Annotated in this window: 15 protein-coding genes; 11 read left to right on the plus strand and 4 right to left on the minus strand. The window is 64.3% G+C overall.

Translation table 11 applies throughout. The annotated features are described in order from the left end of the window. Positions 1-78: 78 nt before the first annotated feature. Together PQU89_RS16090 and PQU89_RS16095 are read right to left on the minus strand one after the other, a co-directional pair. On the minus strand, positions 79-1,467 hold the full coding sequence (locus PQU89_RS16090) for a tryptophanase (RefSeq protein ID WP_272766686.1): 1,389 nt from the start codon (positions 1,465-1,467) through the stop codon (positions 79-81). A gap of 433 nt (positions 1,468-1,900) precedes the next feature. Then, the gene (locus tag PQU89_RS16095) at positions 1,901-4,720 is read right to left on the minus strand and encodes an EAL domain-containing protein (protein WP_272766687.1); all 2,820 of its coding nucleotides are present in this window, start codon (positions 4,718-4,720) and stop codon (positions 1,901-1,903) included. Between the two features lie 348 nt (positions 4,721-5,068). Here PQU89_RS16095 and PQU89_RS16100 point away from each other — a divergent pair, with 348 nt between their 5' ends. From PQU89_RS16100 to PQU89_RS16125, 6 genes are all read left to right on the plus strand, one after another. Beyond that, entirely contained in the window at positions 5,069-6,388 is a 1,320-nt protein-coding gene (locus tag PQU89_RS16100; protein WP_272766688.1) for a TRZ/ATZ family hydrolase, read from the plus strand. Between the two features lie 9 nt (positions 6,389-6,397). Then, positions 6,398-7,096, plus strand: a complete 699-nt coding sequence (ubiG, locus tag PQU89_RS16105; protein WP_189374353.1) for a bifunctional 2-polyprenyl-6-hydroxyphenol methylase/3-demethylubiquinol 3-O-methyltransferase UbiG — start codon at positions 6,398-6,400, stop codon at positions 7,094-7,096. Between the two features lie 55 nt (positions 7,097-7,151). After that, complete coding sequence (tadA, locus tag PQU89_RS16110; RefSeq protein ID WP_272766689.1) at positions 7,152-7,895, plus strand: tRNA adenosine(34) deaminase TadA; 744 nt, start codon at positions 7,152-7,154, stop codon at positions 7,893-7,895. Then, positions 7,895-8,509: a L,D-transpeptidase gene (locus tag PQU89_RS16115; protein ID WP_272766690.1), complete on the plus strand. Its 615-nt coding sequence runs from the start codon at positions 7,895-7,897 to the stop codon at positions 8,507-8,509. Before tadA ends, PQU89_RS16115 begins: the two co-directional genes overlap by 1 nt. A 2-nt stretch (positions 8,510-8,511) precedes the next feature. Further along, positions 8,512-8,928 (plus strand): DUF2721 domain-containing protein, encoded by a 417-nt coding sequence (locus PQU89_RS16120; protein ID WP_272758839.1) that lies wholly within the window; start codon positions 8,512-8,514, stop codon positions 8,926-8,928. 405 nt (positions 8,929-9,333) lie between these two features. Then, positions 9,334-10,005 (plus strand): GntR family transcriptional regulator, encoded by a 672-nt coding sequence (locus PQU89_RS16125; protein WP_272766691.1) that lies wholly within the window; start codon positions 9,334-9,336, stop codon positions 10,003-10,005. A 58-nt stretch (positions 10,006-10,063) separates the two neighbouring features. On the opposite strand, the gene PQU89_RS16130 is transcribed toward PQU89_RS16125, so the two are convergent. Beyond that, positions 10,064-10,558, minus strand: coding sequence for a dihydrofolate reductase (locus PQU89_RS16130; RefSeq protein WP_272766692.1), 495 nt, complete (start codon positions 10,556-10,558; stop codon positions 10,064-10,066). After that, a complete protein-coding gene (locus tag PQU89_RS16135) occupies positions 10,555-11,349 on the minus strand; it encodes a thymidylate synthase (protein WP_272766693.1) in 795 nt (264 codons plus the stop codon). The genes PQU89_RS16130 and PQU89_RS16135 overlap by 4 nt, the downstream gene beginning before the upstream one ends. 140 nt (positions 11,350-11,489) lie before the next feature. Here PQU89_RS16135 and flhB point away from each other — a divergent pair, with 140 nt between their 5' ends. From flhB to PQU89_RS16160, 5 genes are read left to right on the plus strand one after another with little or no spacing between them, the layout of a single operon-like run. Next, the gene (flhB, locus tag PQU89_RS16140) at positions 11,490-12,653 is read left to right on the plus strand and encodes a flagellar biosynthesis protein FlhB (protein WP_272766694.1); all 1,164 of its coding nucleotides are present in this window, start codon (positions 11,490-11,492) and stop codon (positions 12,651-12,653) included. 24 nt (positions 12,654-12,677) lie between these two features. After that, complete coding sequence (flhA, locus tag PQU89_RS16145) at positions 12,678-14,759, plus strand: flagellar biosynthesis protein FlhA (protein WP_272766695.1); 2,082 nt, start codon at positions 12,678-12,680, stop codon at positions 14,757-14,759. Positions 14,760-14,765: 6 nt separating this feature from the next. Beyond that, entirely contained in the window at positions 14,766-16,199 is a 1,434-nt protein-coding gene (gene flhF, locus PQU89_RS16150) for a flagellar biosynthesis GTPase FlhF (RefSeq protein ID WP_272766696.1), read from the plus strand. Then, positions 16,196-17,059 carry a MinD/ParA family ATP-binding protein gene (locus PQU89_RS16155; protein WP_272766697.1) on the plus strand — a complete coding sequence of 288 codons (864 nt, stop codon included), beginning with the start codon at positions 16,196-16,198 and terminating at the stop codon, positions 17,057-17,059. The genes flhF and PQU89_RS16155 overlap by 4 nt, the downstream gene beginning before the upstream one ends. Positions 17,060-17,061: 2 nt before the next feature. Continuing rightward, entirely contained in the window at positions 17,062-17,802 is a 741-nt protein-coding gene (locus PQU89_RS16160) for an RNA polymerase sigma factor FliA (protein ID WP_272766698.1), read from the plus strand. Positions 17,803-17,811 lie beyond the last annotated feature (9 nt).

The following is a 17,811-nucleotide window of genomic DNA, read 5'->3' on the forward strand; positions in this document are numbered from 1 at the left end:
CGCCCGAGAAGCAAAAACGGACAAGCCGCGCGTCATGGTGAACGCCGGGCTTGTCCGTTTGAGGTGAGCGCTAGCGCGTTAAACCGGCTTCAGCCGTGCGGTGAAATGACGCAGGATAGGCGGCTCGTAATCGAAAGCGAGGCCGCGAATGCCGGCAGCACGCGACTGGATGTCGATCAGGCAATCGGCGATGTAGTCCATGTGGTCATTGGTGTACACCCGGCGCGGGATGGTCAGGCGCAACAGCTCGAACGGCGACGCCTCCTGCTCGCCGGTGGCCGGATTGCGTCCCAGCAGCAGCGAGCCGATCTCCACGCCACGGATGCCGCCTTCCAGATACAGCTCGCAGGCCAGCGCGTGCGCCGGGAACTGCCCGGCCGGGATGTGCGGCAACAGCTTTTTGGCATCGACGAACACCGCGTGACCGCCGGTCGGAGTCTGGATCGGGATACCGCCGGCCGCCAGACGCTCGCCCAGATACGCCACCTGGCCGATGCGGTAGGCGAGGTAGTCTTCGTCCATGCCCTCCCGCAGGCCGATCGCCATCGCCGCCATGTCGCGGCCGGCGAGGCCGCCGTAGGTGATGAAGCCTTCCATCGCCACGCAGCGTACCTGCACCGTGCGGAACAGCTCGATGTCGTCCTTGAAGCAGCACAGGCCGCCGATGTTGACCAGCGCGTCCTTCTTCGACGACATGGTGAACATGTCGCCGTGGCTGAACATCTCGCGCACGATGGCCGGCACCGGCACGCCGGCGTAGTCCGGATCGCGCTGCTGGATGAACCAGGCGTTCTCGGCAAAGCGCGCGGCGTCGATGATCACCGGGATGCCGTGCTGGCGCGCCAGCGCCGCCGCCTCGCGGATGCTGGCCATGCTCACCGGCTGGCCACCGGCGCTGTTGCAGGTGACGGTGATGATCAGGCCGGCGACGTTGGCCGCACCGACTTCTTCTATCGTTGCGGCCAACCTTGGCAGGTCGAAGTCGCCCTTCCAGTCGTACGGCGTGGTGGTGTCCAGCGCCTTCGGCGTCAGCACGTTGATGGCGCGGGCGCCGGCGATCTCGACGTGGGCCTTGGTGGTGTCGAAGTGATAGTTGGACAGGAACACCGGGCTATCGCCCTGGCAGCGCTTGACCAGCTCCGGGAACAGGATCTGCTCGGCGCCGCGGCCCTGGTGGGTCGGCAGCGTGTGCTGGTAGCCGAACGCCTCTTTTACGGTATCGGCCAGCTGGTAGTAGTTGCGGCTGCCGGCGTAGGCCTCGTCGCCGGTCATGATGCCGGCCCACTGCCGGTCGGACATCGCGCCGGTGCCGCTGTCGGTGAGCAGGTCGATATAGACATCCTCGCCACGCAACAGGAAAGGGTTCCAGCCGGCGTCGGCCAGTGCCTGGCGACGGAATTCCGGTGTGGTCTGCTTGATCGGCTCTACCATCTTGATGCGGAATGGTTCGGGAATGCGTCGTGCCATGATGATGCTCCTTGCCTTGCGGCCAAGCTTCAGGCGCACGCCGGCATGCTGCCGGGCACGGGATGTGCGCAGGCAGGCGGCGTGGCAGCGAGGGCCACAAGCGTCAATTCAATTGTAGGAAAGGAAAAGCAGGGGCAGCCGGACGGCTGCGGCAGGCATCAGGCGCGCGGGAAGTCGTAGGCAAGAACGATGTCGAGGGTGTACCAGTGTTCCGTCAGGCAGCCGGACATGGCGGCAGCCCGGAACGAGCAAGCGTTGCGCTTCATCGGGCAGTTTCTCCAGGGCTTGGCAACAGGTCGTGCCCATGCACGACAGACAACAGGCTACACCCGCCATCCGTCGTCAGCAAGCTGCGCTGCAACATGCGACGGCAACAAAAACGCCACGAGGCAGACTCGTGGCGTGGGGCGAAGCCCGGGCAAACCGCCACCGCTTACTCCAGTCGCGGCAGCAGGCACTTCTGCCGCAGCAGCGGCTCCACCGCCTCTGCAGACACCGGCTTGGACAGCAGGTAGCCCTGCACCTGGTGGCAGCCTTCCTGCGCCAGGAACTGCCACTGCTCCACCGTCTCCACCCCTTCCGCCACCACCTGCATGTTGAGGTTCTTCGACATGTTGATGATGGCGCGGGTAATCGCGGTATCGTCCTGGTCGCCCGGAATGTCGCGTACGAAGGAGCGGTCGATCTTCAGCTTGTCGGCCTTGAAGCGCTTGAGGTAGGCCAGACTGGAATAGCCGGTGCCGAAGTCGTCGATCGACATGCGGATACCCATCGCCTGGATGGCGCGGATGGTCTGCACCGTCGACTCCAGGTCGTCCATGATCACGCTCTCGGTCACTTCCACATCGAGGCAGCTGCCCGGCAACTGGTACTCGGCCAGCGCGTCCTGCAGCAAGCCGACCAGATCCTGGTGACGGAACTGCAGCGCCGACAGGTTGACCCCCACCGTCATCAGCGGCAGGCCCTTGCCGTGCCATTCCGCGATCTGGCGGCAGGCTTCGCGGATCACCCAGTTGCCGATCTGCACGATATAGCCGCGCTCCTCGGCGACATCGATGAAGTGCAGCGGCCCCAGCAGCCCCAGCGTCGGGTGGTTCCAGCGGATCAGCGCCTCGGCGCCGATGATGTTGCCGCTGCTCATCTCCACCTGCGGCTGGTAGTGCAGCACGAACTCGTGGCGGTCGACGGCGTGACGCAGCTGGCTTTCGATGGCCAGGATCTCGCGCGCCCGGGCATTGAGATCGGCGGTATAGAACTTGTAGTTGTTGCGACCGCTGGACTTGGCGTGATACATCGCCGCGTCGGCATTGCGCACCAGGGTGTCGAAATCGCGGCCATCGTCCGGGAACAGGCTGATACCGATACTGGCGGTGATTGCCAGCGAGTGGCTGTAGACGTCGATCGGTGCGGCGAACTCGGCGAGAATGCTTTCCGCCACATGCACCGCATCGGCGGCATCGTTGATCAGCGGCAGCAGCACCAGGAATTCGTCACCGCCCTGCCGCGCCACCACTTCCCCGGCACCCAGTACACGGCGGATGCGCTCGGAAGCGATCTTCAGCAGGATGTCGCCGGCGGCGTGACCCAGCGATTCATTGATGGTCTTGAAGCGGTCGAGATCGAGCAGCAGCACGCCAAGCTTGCCATTGTCGTGCGAGGCATTCTGGATCGCCAGCAGTGCGCGATCCTGCAGGTGACCGCGGTTGGGCAGGCCGGTGAGCACGTCGAAGTGGGCCAGGAACTGGATGCGTTCGTCGGCGGCCTTGCGCTCCGACTGGTCGCTGAAGATCGCCACGTAGTGCGTCACTTCGCCGGCCAGGCTCTTCACCGCATTGATCGCCAGCCATTCCGGGTACACCTCGCCGTTCTTGCGGCGGTTCCATACCTCGCCCTGCCACTGCCCCTGCTCGTTGAGCACCGACCACAGGTTGTCGTAGAACTCCTTGTTGTGGCGGCCGGAGCTGAGCACCGTTGGCCGCTGGCCCAGCACTTCGTCCTGGCCGAAGCCGGTAATCTCGGTAAAGGCGCGGTTGACGCTGCGGATGCAGACCTGGGCATCGGTGATCATGATGCCTTCGGCGGTGTTCTCGAACACCTTGGCCGCCAGCTGCATGCGTTCTTCCGCGGCTCGGCGCTCGGAGATGTCGCGCACCATGCGCCACACCGCGGTGATGCGGCCGTCGGCGTCACGCATCGCCACCGTCTTGACGCTGACCGGGATGGCGCTGCCAAGGCGGTTGATGTACTCGACCTCGAACTCGTCGCAGAAACCGAAGCGCATCACCTTGTTGTCGAGGTTGTAGCGCTCCACCGCCTCGCTGTTGTCGGATACCACCTTCCAGAAGTTCTGCAGCTTGAGCTGGTCGAGGCTGTAGCCGATCAGGCTGAGGAAGGCGGGGTTGGCGTCGATCACCTGCCCTTCCAGCGAGCTGATCACGATGCCGTCCAGATTGGACCAGAACAGCTCACGGTACTTGTTCTCGGAACGGCGCAGCGCGTCTTCCACTTCGCGGCGGCGCTCGATGTCCGCCTCCAGCGCCAGCGTCTTGGCCTTCAGCTCGTCGATCAGCCGTTTCAATTCGGCGCGCATCCATTCCAGATGCTTGCCGACGGTGCCAATCTCGTCCTGGCGCCCCCACTGGAACGGCTGGTCCAGCTTCAGTGCGGCCAACTGCGTGGCCTGCTCCGACAGCTGGCGGATCGGCTTCAGGAAGCGCGAGTTGAGGATACTCATGATCAGCACGATGGACAGCAACAGCTGCGCCGCCACGATCAGCAGCAGGTCTTTCAGCTGGTTTTTCTGGGCAATGCCCAGATGCTCGGTATCGAACTCGATATTGACCTGCCCGATTTCCTCACCGCGATAGACCACCGGTTTCTGCACGAAGGCCACGCCGCCGATACGGCGTTCGCTGCGCAGCGCGGACAGGAAGATGGTATTGGACTGGGTGTCGGAAACGCGGACCGAAATGATGCGTTCGTCGTCCATCACCGACGATACCAGCGGTGCACCGGCCTGACGGCTGAGGTTCCACAGCGGCTCCTGCATCCCCAGCGCCACGATTTCCAGCAGCCGGTTCTGGTCGACGGCCAGTTGCGTCTCCATCTTGTCGCGCTGCAGGTTGAAACTGAGGAAACTGATCAACAAGGCGGGAAACAGCAGGCCGAGCACAACGGCAATCAGGAATGCCTGGCGTAGCGACAATCGGCCGCCAGGCTGGGAGTAATCAAACGTTTCTGCTTGTCTTGTCATATATCGGGTTGCCGCAGGGCTGCCACATTATTTTATTTTTAAGAAAAGCCTGACTGTTACCAAGCCAGATCATTTGCCGCTCGCCACGGGTGGGGCGCTTGCAAGCCTGCAGTGACGGCTGCAGCGTGAATCCGCTTATGCGTCTGCGCTACAATCGTCGTACCGAATCATTGTGTCTCAGCGGCAAAGCGACTGCAAATGTTTGCCATCGCGCAGCGCAGCACGAGCCTACCGCCGCTTTGCCTTACAATTACGCTTTATCGCGCGCGCCGGCTACCGCAGGCGGGTTGTCGAAAGCGTACGGCGCTGCCTACAATCGCCGGCAATTATTTACAGGGTCACACACCAATGTCGCATCGTCATTACGACCAACTCATCACCGCACGCTGGATTATTACAGTAGAACAAGATGGTGTCATTCTTGACAACCACTCGCTGGCGATCAGCGATGGCCGCATTGTTGCCATTCTGTCGCCGGCCGAAGTCGCCGGTGTCAGCGCCAGCGAACACCTGAACCTCGACAACCACGTGCTGATGCCGGGCCTCGTCAACCTGCACGGCCACTCGGCGATGACCCTGCTACGCGGCATGGCCGACGACAAGGCGCTGATGGACTGGCTGCAGAACCACATCTGGCCCGCAGAGGGCAAACATGTCAGCGATGCCTTCGTGTTTGACGGCGCGCTGCTGGCGATGGGCGAGATGTTCCGCAGCGGCACCACCACCATCAACGACATGTACTTCTTCCATGCCGCGATGGCGCGCGCCGCGCTGGCCGCCGGCATGCGCACCTTTGTCGGCTGCTCGATCCTGGAATTCCCCACCGTCTACGGCCAGAACGCCGACGACTACATCAGCAAGGCAATGGCCGAGCGCAGCCAGTTCCTCGGCGAGGAGCTGGTGACCTTCACCCTGGCACCGCACGCACCGTACACCGTGGCCGACGACACCTTTCGCAAGGTGGTGACGCTGGCCGAGCAGGAAGACATGCTGATCCACTGCCACATCCACGAGACCCTGGATGAGGTCAACGGCAGCATCGAGCAGTACCAGCAGCGGCCGCTGGCACGCCTGGCCAATCTCGGCCTGCTGTCACCACGCCTGATTGCCGCGCACATGGTGCACCTCACCGACGCCGAAATCGCGCTGGTGGCCAAGCATGGCGTGTCCATCGCCCACAACCCGACCTCCAACATGAAGCTGGCGTCCGGCATCGCACCGGTGCAGAAACTGTTGGCCGCAGGCGTCAACGTTGGCATCGGCACCGACGGCGCGGCATCGAACAACAAGCTGGACATGCTGAGCGAAACCCGTATGGGCGCGCTGCTGGCCAAGGTAGGCACCCTGGACCCGACCGCGGTGCCGGCCGCCACCGCCATCCGCATGGCCACGCTACACGGCGCCCGCGCGCTGGGCATCGAGCACAAGGTCGGCAGCATCGCCGTCGGCAAGCAGGCCGACCTGATCGCCGTCGATCTGGCCCAGATCGAGACCAGCCCCAACTTCGATCCGATCTCGCACATCGTTTACGCCGCCGGCCGCGAACAGGTCAGCCACGTGTGGGTCAATGGTCGCAATGTCCTGCGCGAGCGCAAGCTGACCACGCTGGACGAAGCAGAACTGAAAGCCCGCGCCGACAGCTGGCGTGTCCGCATTCTCGGTAATTAAGGAACCAGCATGAGCAACGTTGACGAACAGGAACTCGACAAATTCAGCCAGATCGCCCACAAGTGGTGGGACATGGACAGCGAGTTCAAGCCGCTGCATGAAATCAACCCGCTGCGCCTCGACTTCATCGACCAGCACGCGGCCCTGGCCGGCAAGGCGGTACTGGATGTCGGCTGCGGTGGCGGCATCCTATCGGAAAGCATGGCCCACTACGAGGCCAGCGTCACCGGCATCGACCTCGCCAAGAAATCGCTGAAAGTGGCGCAGCTGCACAGCCTGGAATCCGGCGTCAGCGTCAACTACCGCTGTGTCGCGGTGGAAGACCTCGCCGCCGAGGCGCCGGCCAGCTTCGACGTGGTGACCTGCATGGAAATGCTGGAACACGTGCCCGATCCGCAGAGCATCGTGCGCGCCTGCGCGCAGCTGGTGAAACCGGGTGGTTGGGTGTTCTTCTCCACCCTCAACCGCAACGCCAAGTCCTACCTGCTGGCGGTACTGGGCGCCGAGTACGTGCTGAACATGCTGCCCAAGGGCACCCATGAGTACGCGCGCTTCCTCAAGCCGTCGGAGCTGTCGCGCATGGCGCGCAACGCCGGGCTGGGCGTGGAAACCCTGGCCGGCATCGGCTACAACCCGCTGACCCGCGTCTACAGTCTCAATGACGACACCGACGTCAATTACCTGATGGCCACCCGCCGCCTCGCCTGAGGCCGCCCCCCGGCCTGCGGCCAACCTCAAGGTTGGCCGCAACCGTCTGGATACCATGACCACACCCCTGCTCTCCCCACCGCTGCCCCCTGCCGCCATCCGCTGGCTGCACGAACTGGACATCAGCGATCGCCCGACACTGGCGCAATACGGCGCCGCGCGCGCCTATGCCCTGCTCAAGGCCGGCGGCCACACCGTGACGCTGAAGCTGCTGTACGCGCTGGAGGCGGCGATCCGCGGCGTACACTGGTCGCAGCTGAACGATGACGACCGCCTGCGGCTGCGCACGGCGCTGGCGCAATTGCCGCCGCAGCGCCCGCTGCCGCCGCTGGCCGAACGCCAGCGCTTCATGGCGCTGGCGCGCGAACTGGCGCAGCAGGCGGCGATGGAGGGCGAGGTGCCGGTTGGCGCGGTGGTGGTCAGGAATGGCGAGGTGATCGGCCGCGGCTACAACCGTCCCTGCGCCAGCCACGACCCGTCGGCGCACGCCGAGATGCTGGCACTGCGCGACGCTGCGGCCAACCTTGGCAACTACCGGCTGGCCGGCTGCCAGCTCTACGTCACGCTGGAGCCGTGCCCGATGTGCAGCGGCGCCATCCTGCACGCACGCATCGACCACGTGCTGTTCGGCGCCTTTGACGCCAAGACCGGCGCCGCCGGCAGCGTGCTGAACCTGTTTGCCGAGACTAAACTGAATCATCAGACCGCCATCGACGGCGGCATCGACGCCGAAAGTTGTGCCGGCCTGCTGGCCGACTTTTTCCGCCAGCGCCGCCACACCGCCAGGAAGGAAGCGTGATGAAATGGCTATTGCTACTGCTGCTGTGCTGCAGCGGCAGCCTCGTTGCCGGCCCGGCAGACTTCATCCTGCAGCAGCAGGACGGTCCGCTGGTGGCCGCCCATGCCAACCGCCTCAACCCCGGCCAGCCGTGGCTGCACGTCAGCGTCGCCGAGCAGTCGCTCACCCTCTACGACGGTCGCGGCCTGCCGCAGAAGCGCTACACCGTGTCCACCGCCAGGAACGGCGTCGGCGAGCGCGTCAACAGCTACCAGACCCCGCGCGGCTGGCACCGGGTGTGCGAACGCATCGGCGATGATGTCGCCGCCGACACCATCATCTACCGGCGCAAGGTGACGCCGTGGAAGTACACACCGCAGCTGGCCGCCGAATACCCGGACAAGGACTGGATCCTGACCCGCATCCTGTGGCTGTGCGGCATGGAGCCGGGCAAGAACCAGGGCGGCGAGGTCGACAGCTATGACCGTGCCATCTACATCCACGGTGCCGGCCAGCACGTGCCGTTCGGCACGCCGACCTCGCGCGGCTGCGTGCGCATGCGCAACGAAGACGTGATCGAACTCTACAACCTGACCGCCAACGGCATCGACGTGCTGATCAGCGAAGAAAACTAGCCATGCTCAACCTGACCACCCCGGCCCTGCTGTTTCCGGCCATTTCCCTGCTGCTGCTCGCCTACACCAACCGCTACCTGGCGCTGTCCAGCATCGTGCGCGGCCTGTATGACGACTATCAGCAGCAGCCCAGCGACAAGATCGTGCGCCAGATCGGCACCCTGCGCCGCCGCATCGCGCTGATCAAATGGATGCAGAGCATGGGCGTGGCCAGCCTGTTCCTGTGCGTGGTGGCGATGTTCCTGATCTATACCGGTTGGCCGCAGGCGGCGCAGATGACCTTCGGCGCCAGCCTGCTGTTGCTGATCAGCTCGCTGGGCATGTCGCTGCTGGAGTTGCGCATGTCGACCGACGCGCTGAACATCCTGCTGTCCGACCTGGTCGCCGCCGAGCGCGCGCGCGACAAGAGCCCGCACTGACGCGCGGGCAGGCAAAAAAAAAACCTCCCCGCGCTAGCGGAGAGGTAACACCCGTGTCGTACCTGCAAGGTTCCCGATGGAACACGCAATAACAAGCGACGTTATTGCTCTTGAAGCAGCTGTCTCAACCATTTCCTTGCGAGCCACTTATGATGTTAGCCCCTCATGATCCTCGCCCGGCCCTGATTTAAACAAGCGTTTGAATCGTAAGGTGAGGGGCGTTTTCGCGCAAGTGCTTTTTGGCGCCGGCGGCGAAAACGGGTGATTTTGCAACACGCGGCGCTTGCGGCGCTGCCGACCAGGGCACCGGTTTGATGCTAGAATGCGGATACAGTCCGATTGCCGGACAATATAAAGTTTACAGTGCGTGCCGCAACGCCCCAGTCGAATTCATCAGGAGCTTTAATGAGCTTCAAGGCCAACGATTCCCTCACCGAACAGATTGCCCGCTTTCTCGGCAACCAGATCATCAGTGGCAACATGCTGCCCGGCGAACGCATCCAGGAACTGCGCATTGCCGCGGAACTGAACGTCAGCCGCGGCTCGGTGCGCGAGGCCTTGCTGATCCTGCAGCGCCGCCATCTGGTTGACATCTATCCGCGCCGCGGCGCCATTGTCGCCAGCATGACCGCCGGCGACGTGCGCGACTTCTTCGAGCTGTGGTTCGTGCTACTGGAACAGGCGGTGTCGCATCTGGCGCACAACTGGCAGAACGACGACCTCGCCGACTTCTTCGAACTGATGACGGCACTGGGCGAGTGCAACCGCAACGACGATCTTGACGGCTTCTACCGCCACGGCGTCAGCTTTCTCGGCGCCCTGTATCAGCACGCCGGCAACCGCTACCTGGCGCAGACGCTGCATGACCTGCTGCCGCTGTCGCAGCGCTGCCTGTTTGCCATCCTGCGCGCCGGCAAGAGCCGCATCGAACAGACCCACGACTTCCTCGACGGCCTGCTGCAGGCGATCATCGCCCGTGACCAGACCAGGCTGCGCCACATGATCCAGCAGTTCGGCCACGACTACAGCCAGCTGGCGCAAGCCTCGGCCACGGCACTCGGCGCCGACGGCAGCTAAGCCGCAGCAGCCATGAAAAAGGCGGCCTCGCGGCCGCCTTTTGCTTGTTCACGCCGCGTCAGGCACGGCGCCGGTAATCGACGAAGCGGTACACCAGCCCGTTGGCGGCGGTCTGCGCCGGCTGCGCCGTGGCCAGCCACTCCTCGTCGCGCCACGCCGGGAAAGTGGCATCGCCGGCCACCGCCAGCTCGATATGGGTCAGCCGCAGCTGGTCGGCCAGCGGCAGCGCCTGGCGGTACAGCTCGGCGCCGCCGATCACGCACACCTCGTCAACGTTGGCCGCCAGCGCCAGCGCCTCGTCCAGCGAGTGCGCCACCGTCACGCCCTCGTGCTGCCAGTCCGGCTGCCGGGTAATCACGATGTTCAGCCGACCGGGCAAGGCGCGGCCGATGGAATCGAAGGTCTTGCGCCCCATCAGCACCGGCTTGCCCAGCGTTACCGCCTTGAAGTGCTTCAGGTCCTCCGGCAGATGCCACGGCAGGGTGTTGGCGATGCCGATCACGTTGCCGCGCGCCATCGCCGCCACCAGGGTCAAGGTTGGCCGCAGGCTCATACCGCCACCTCCGCCTTGATGTGCGGATGCGGGTCGTAGCCCTCCAGCGTGAAGTCTTCGAACTTGAAGGCGAACAGGTCGTTGACCTCCGGGTTGATGCGTATCGTCGGCAACGGCCGCGGCTCGCGCGTCAGCTGCAGGCGGGCCTGCTCGAAGTGGTTGCTATAGATGTGCGCGTCGCCCAGCGTGTGCACGAAGTCGCCCGGTTTGAGGCCGCACACCTGCGCCACCATCATGGTCAGCAGCGCATAGCTGGCGATGTTGAACGGCACGCCGAGGAAGATATCGGCCGAGCGCTGGTACAGCTGGCACGACAGCTTGCCGTCCGCCACGTAGAACTGGAACAGGCTGTGGCACGGCGGCAGCGCCATCTCGTCCACCAGCGCCGGGTTCCACGCCGACACCATCAGCCGGCGCGAATCGGGGTTGCGGCGAATCATGTCCAGCAGGTTGGCGATCTGGTCGATGTGGCGGCCATCCGGCGCCGGCCAGCTGCGCCACTGGTAGCCGTATACCGGGCCGAGGTCGCCGTTGTCGTCGGCCCATTCGTCCCAGATGCGGACGCCGTTCTCCTGCAGATAGCGGATATTGGTGTCGCCGGACAGAAACCACAGCAGTTCGTGGATGATGGAGCGCAGGTGGCACTTCTTGGTGGTCACCAACGGAAAGCCGGCGGCGAGATCGAAGCGCATCTGGTAGCCGAATACCGAACGGGTGCCGGTGCCGGTGCGGTCGGACTTGTCGGTGCCGTGCGTCAGCACGTGCTGCATCAGGTCGAGATACTGTTTCATGTAAAGCGCCAGTCAATTGAATGCACCAATTCTACTATCAACCGCTGGTGACGACACCTGCCGCGCGGCGCGCAGAGCACAGGCAAATACGCTACCATCGCGCATCGAATCATTAATCCACAGGGTCACATCACCGCGCCATGGCTGAAGACTCAGACAAGGAAGATCGCACCGAATCACCCTCGGCGCGAAAACTCGAACAGGCGCGCGAGGACGGCAACGTCCCGCGCTCGCGCGAGCTGAACACTTTTGCCGTCACCATGGCAGGCTTGGCCCTGCTCATCGCCACTGGCGGCCAGCTGTTCACCGCCATGAAGGAAAGCATGATCGCCTGGTTTACCTTCAACCAGGAAAGCCTGCGCGACCCGCTGGTCATCATGGAGCGGCTGCGGCAGAGCGTGCAGGACACCCTGCTGCAAATGGCGCCGCTGCTGGGCGGGCTGCTGCTGGTGGCGGCGCTGACACCGCTGCTGATCGGCGGCTGGAACTTCACCAGCAAGGGCTTCATGCCCAATTTCGGCAAGCTCAACCCGCTCAGCGGCATCAAGCGGCTGTTCTCGGTCAATGCCGCCACCGAAGGGCTAAAGGCGGTGCTGAAAAGCGCGCTGATCGGCGGCGTCGCCACCTGGACAATCTGGAACGAGCGCGACGAGCTGATGGGGCTGATCAGCATGCCGCTGGATGGTGCGCTGCTGAAACTGGTGGCGCTGATGGAGCACACCTTTCTGGTGGTGGTCGGTGCCATGCTGCTGCTGGTGGTACTGGATGTACCGTTCCAGCTATGGCAGTACCACAAGAACCTGCGCATGACCAAGGATGAAGTGAAGCAGGAATACAAGCAGCAGGAAGGTTCGCCCGAGGTCAAGGGCCGCATTCGCCAGCTGCAGCGCGAGGCGGCACGCAAACGCATGATGCAGGAGATCCCGAACGCCAATGTAATTGTTACCAACCCGACTCACTATGCCGTTGCATTCAAGTATGATGAAGAAATGGCCGCTCCGGTGCTGATCGCCAAGGGCAGCCTGAAGCTGGCGGAACGCATCATCAACGCCGGCCAGGAACACCGTATCGCCATCCTGCGCGCGCCCAGCTTTGCCCGCGCGCTGTACTTCAACGTCGAGCTGGGCGAGCAGATTCCGTCGCAGCTGTATACCGCCGCCGCACAGGTGCTGGCCTATATTCACCAGCTGAAACACTTCGAGCAAAGCGGCGGTCTGGCCCCGGTGTTCCCCGAGCAGCTGGACGTCCCTGCCGAACTTGACCCCGAAAGCAAACGCCAGCAACATACGCCGCCAAAAACCTAACGCAGCACGTCATCGCAACGAGGCATGAACACACTGCAGGACTTCCTGAAAAAGATTGATCTGAACACCCTGGCAGGCCCGGTCCTGATCATCCTGGTACTGGCCATGATGGTGTTGCCGCTGCCGCCGGTGCTGCTGGACATCTTCTTTACCTTCAATATTGCCGTCTCCATCATCGTGCTGATGGTGGGTATCAACACGCGCGAACCGCTGGAATTCTCCTCCTTTCCCTCGGTGCTGCTGATCACCACCCTGCTGCGCCTGTCGCTGAACGTGGCCAGTAGCCGGGTGATCCTGCTGGAAGGCCATAACGGCTCCGCCGCCGCCGGCGCGGTGATCGAATCCTTTGCCCACTTCCTGATTGGCGACAACGTTACCATCGGTATCGTGGTGTTCATCATCCTTACCATCATCAACTTCGTGGTGATCACCAAGGGTGCCGGCCGGATCGCCGAAGTCTCGGCCCGCTTCGCGCTGGACGCGATGCCCGGCAAGCAGATGGCGATCGATGCCGACCTCAACGCCGGCCTGATCGGCGAGGACGAGGCGCGTACCCGCCGCGCCAAGATCGGCGAAGAGGCCAACTTCTTCGGCTCGATGGACGGTGCCTCCAAGTTCGTGCGCGGCGATGCCGTGGCCGGCATCATGATCATCGTGATCAACATCGTCGGCGGCTTGATCATCGGCATCGTACAGCACGACCTGCCGGTGGCCGAGGCCGCCGAAACCTATACCCTGCTCACCATCGGCGACGGCCTGGTGGCACAGATCCCGGCGCTGATCATCTCCACCGCCGCCGGCATGGTGGTAGCACGGGTCGGCACCGAAAAAGGTCTGTCGGAACAACTGCTGGGGCAGATGTTCGCCAACCCGACGGTGCTGTACCTCACCGCCGCGGTGATCGGCATGCTGGGCCTGATCCCGAACATGCCGCACGTTGCCTTCCTGATGATCGCTGCCATTCTCGCCGGCAGTGCCCGCTGGCTGGAAATCAGCGCCGCGCGCCGCGCCACGCAGCCAGCCGAAATCGAAGTGCTGCCACCGGCGGTGCTGGACCAGCCGCTGACCGAAGTCAGCTGGAAAGACGTGCAGCCGGTCGATGCCCTCGGGCTGGAGGTCGGCTACCGTCTGATCCCGCTGGTCGATCGCGAACAGGACGGCGAGCTGCTGCGCCGCATCCGCGGCATCCGCAAGAAAATGGCGCAGGAACTCGGCTTCCTGGTGCCGCCGGTCCACATCCGCGACAACCTGGAAATCCGCCCCAACGCCTACCGCATCCTGCTCAAGGGCGTGGAAGTGGGCAGTGGCGAGGCTTTCGTCGGCCAGTTCATGGCCATCAACCCCGGCCAGGTCAGCGGCGAGCTGCAAGGCAGCCCGACGACCGATCCGGCCTTTGGCCTGCCGGCAATCTGGATCGATGCCAGCAAACGCGACGAGGCGCAGACGCTGGGCTATACCGTGGTCGACGCCAGCACCGTGGTCGCCACCCACCTGTCCAACCTGCTGCAGACCCACGCTGCCGAACTGCTCGGCCGCGAGGAAGTGCAGGCGCTGATCGACCACCAGGCCAAGGAAGCGCCGAAACTGATCGAGGACCTGGTACCGAAGGTGGTACCGATCGGCACCCTGCAGAAAGTGCTGCAGCAGCTCTTGACCGACGGCATCCACCTGCGCGACTTCCGTACCATCATCGAGACGCTGGCCGATCACGTCGGCGTTACCGCCGACATCGACGAACTGACCTCGGCGGTGCGTACCGCGCTGTCGCGCGCCATCGTGCAGCAGCTGTTCCCCGGCGAGCAGGAGCTGCCGCTGATGACGCTGGACCCGCAGCTGGAAGGCATCCTGCTGCAGGCGGTACAGAGCAAGGGCGGCGGTCTGGAGCCGGGGCTGGCGGAAAACCTGCTGGCCAATGCCGCGGAACAATCGGAACAAGTCGAAAACCAGGGCTTTAATCCCGTATTATTGACCCCACCGGCATTACGGCCTTTGCTGGCACGCTTTCTGCGCCGTGCCCTGCCGCAGTTACGCGTGATTTCGCATAATGAAATACCGGACAGCAAATCCATTCGTATAATTGCGGTGATCGGGGGGAGCAAAAGCTAACGCATCATGGTGGTCAGAAAGTTCTACGGCAAAACAACACGGGATGCGCTACGCCAGGTTCGCGAAGAACTGGGCGCCGATGCGCTGATCCTGTCCAACCGCCCTACCCTGGGCGGTGGCGTAGAGATCATGGCCGTCGCCGATGCCGACGTGTCCGCGCTGGCCACCACCCTGACGCCGCCGTCGCAGCCGAAACACCCGCCGCGCAATGCGCCGACACCGTCACCGGTGCCCGCGCCCGCCGCCGCGGGCGGCAGCATGAACCGCGCCATCGCCCGCACCTACGCGATGCCGGTGGAGCCACTGGAAGCGCCGGCGGTGCCGACACCGCCACCACCACCGCCGCAGGCAAAAGCCAGCACCGAACCGAAACCGTTCCTCGCCCACGTGCAGGGCAACAGCCCGCCACCGAAGGCGGCACCACAGCCGCAAGTTGCGCCGGCCCGGCCTGCGGCCAACCTTGCCAGCAACAGCGACGTCGAGCGCGAGCAAATGGCGCAGGAACTGAAACAGATCGGCGACGAGATCAAGCAGCTGCGCAGCCTGCTGCAAAGCCAGCTGGCCGGTTTTGCTTGGTCGGACATGGAGCAGCGCACACCCAACCGTGCCGAGCTGTTCCGGCACCTGCTCACCGCCGGCTTCAGCTCGACGCTGATCCGCCAGCTGACACAGAAGCTGCCGCCACAGTACGAAGGTGATGTCGCGCAGAAGTGGGCGCGTTCGGCGCTGATCCACAACCTGAAGTGCATGGACCCGCAACACGATCCGATCGAGCGTGGCGGCATCTACGCGCTGGTCGGCCCCACCGGCGTCGGCAAAACCACCACCGTCGCCAAGCTGGCCGCCCGCGCCACCATGCGCCACGGCGCGCAGAATGTGGCGCTGATCACCACCGACACCTACCGGATTGGCGCCCAGGACCAGCTGCGCATCTACGGCAAGATCCTCGGCGTGCCGGTGTTCTCGGTGCAGAACGAAGGCGACCTGCAGCTGACGCTGGCTGATCTGGCGCAGCGCAAGATCGTGCTGATCGACACCGTCGGCATGGGCCAGCGCGACGCGCGGGTGCAGGCGCAGCTGGACATGTTCAACCAGACCGGCCGCCCGGTGGAGCGCCTGCTGCTGCTGGCCGCCAACGCCGACGGTCACACACTGGAAGACGTGGTGCGCCACTACCGCGGCGACGGCCTCGCCGGTGCCATCCTGTCCAAGATCGACGAGGCGCTGATGCTGGGACCGGGGCTGGACGTCGTCATCCGCCACCGCCTGCGCCTGTTCTACGTCACCAACGGCCAGCGCGTGCCGGAAGACATCCATGCCGCCCATGCCGAGCTACTGATCGACCGCGCGCTGCGCGCCGCACAGCTGGCCTCGCCGTTCAATCCGGAAAGCGATGAAATGGCGATGCTCAATGCCGCGCAGTCCGGCTGGCTGTCATGAGCGTGCTGGATCAGGCTTCCGGTCTGCGCCGCCAGGCACAGCACGACTACCCGCCGTCCTTCGCCTTTTTCGGCGCCGACCACTGCGGCCAGAGCACCGTCGCCGGCGAACTGGCGGCGGCGCTGGCGCTGCAGCGGCAACGCCCGCTGCTGATCGAGCACCGTAACGGCCAGCAACTGGCGCGTCGCCTCGGCTTGCCGGCGGCCGGCACGCTGGGCAGCGTCGCGGTGAGTCTCGGCGATCTCAACGAACTGATGGTCAGCAACCGCCACGGCCTGACCCTGGTCAACCTCGCCGCCAGCGTCGACGAGCGCACGCGGCTGTCGCCGCGCATCTGGCGCCGCCTGATCAACGAATTCGCATCGGTGGAACAGGACGCGGCACTGCTGCTGCTGGATACCCCGTCGCTGAGCGAAGACCCCGGCCCCTGCTGCATCGCCGACAACCTGGTGCTGGTGCTGACCCCGTCCTCCGACAGCCTGATGGGCGGCTACGCGCAGCTGAAGCGGCTGGCACAGGACTACGCGCGCCGCCGCTTCAACGTGCTGGTCAACCGTGCGGCCAACTTTGACGAGGCGCAGGCGATCTTCAGCCGCCTGCAGCGCGTGGCCGGTGACTACCTGCCGGTCGGCCTGCGCTGGGTCGGCTTCGTCCCTGATGACAACACCATCAGAAAGAGTCAGACTTTACGGCGCCCGGTGGTGGAGGCGTTTCCGGACAGCGAGGCCGCGCACGCCTACCTGCAGCTGGCGCAGATGCTGCCGCAGTGGCACGCGCCCGACGACGACACCCCGCGCGGCAGTTATCTCGAACATCTTTTAATGACAAGCAAAGCGCTTGCAGATTTGACAGGTCATTAAATATGGCAGTAGCAAATAAATGGCAGGCCTATCAGCAGCACAGCCAGCGCGAAACCATCGACATCAACCAGCACGCACCGCTGGTCAAGAAACTGGCCAGCCTGATGATGGCGCGGCTGCCGGCCAGCGTCGACATCAACGACCTGATCCAGGTTGGCACCATCGGCCTGATCGAGGCCGCGCGCCAGTTCGACAGCGCGCAGGGCGTGCTGTTCGAAACCTTCGCCAGCCAGCGCATCCGCGGTGCGATGCTGGACGAGCTGCGCCGCGAGGACTGGCTGCCGCGCCAGGCGCGACGCAATGTGCGCCAGATCGAAAGCGCCATCCACCAGCTGGAACAGCAGCTGGGACGCAGCCCGGCGGAAAGCGAGATCGCCGACAGCCTATCCATGCCGCTGAGCGACTACCAGGCGATGCTGGCCGAGTGCAAGGGGCTGACCCTGGTGCACTTCGAGGACTTCCACGATGACGAAGGCAATGGCAGCAAGCAGATCGACAACATCGTCGACGGCGACGCCGCCACCCCGCTGGACAACCTCGCCGAAGACCACTTTCGCAGCGCGCTGATCGACGCCATCAAGCTGCTGCCGGAGCGCGACCAGCTGGTGATGAGCTTGTACTACGAGCAGGACCTCAACCTGAAAGAAATCGGCGCCGTGCTGGGCGTCTCCGAATCCCGCGTCTCGCAGCTGCACAGCCAGGCCATCGCCCGCCTGCGCACGCGTCTGCGCGACTGGACCTGAACCCGCCAC

This window comes from Vogesella indigofera (assembly GCF_028548395.1).
GTDB lineage: Bacteria > Pseudomonadota > Gammaproteobacteria > Burkholderiales > Chromobacteriaceae > Vogesella > Vogesella indigofera_A.